Here is a 480-nt window from a genome sequence, read left to right on the forward strand (position 1 = left end):
CTCGACCGCTCCGCCGACCTCATCGTCTCCCTCCTCGCCATCCTCAAGGCCGGCGCCTCCTACGTCCCCCTCGACAAGGCCTGGCCCTCCGACCGCCTCGCCTTCGTCCTCCGCGAGTCCTCAGCCGGCGTCGTCCTCTCTCACTCCGACGTCGTCGATGACCTGCCTGCCTTCGGCGCCGTCCTCCTCGTCATCGATGAGGAGGCTTCTCGCATCGCTCGCCAGCCCCTTTCGGCGCCCCTTCTGGACGTGACGGGCAATGACCTCGCCTACGTCATGTTCACCTCCGGCTCCACCGGTGAGCCCAAGGGTGTCTGCGTCCCTCACCGAGGCGTCACCCGCCTCGTCTCTTCTTCCTTCATCTCCTTCGCCGCTTCCGACGTCTGGCTCCACGCAGCCCCCGTCGCCTTCGACGCCTCCACCCTCGAAATCTGGGGCGCTCTCCTCCACGGCTCCAAGCTCGTCCTCGCTCCTCCTCAT

At 67.3% G+C, this 480-nt stretch carries 1 protein-coding gene; it reads left to right on the forward strand.

Annotation, left to right across the window (positions count from 1 at the left end; all coding sequences use genetic code 11):
- Positions 1 to 480 (forward strand): AMP-binding protein (locus HUA74_RS45000; RefSeq protein WP_174459518.1); only part of this gene is annotated, 480 nt, incomplete at both ends.

It is taken from the genome of Myxococcus sp. CA051A, assembly GCF_013336705.1.
In the GTDB taxonomy this organism is placed as follows: domain Bacteria; phylum Myxococcota; class Myxococcia; order Myxococcales; family Myxococcaceae; genus Myxococcus; species Myxococcus llanfairpwllgwyngyllgogerychwyrndrobwllllantysiliogogogochensis.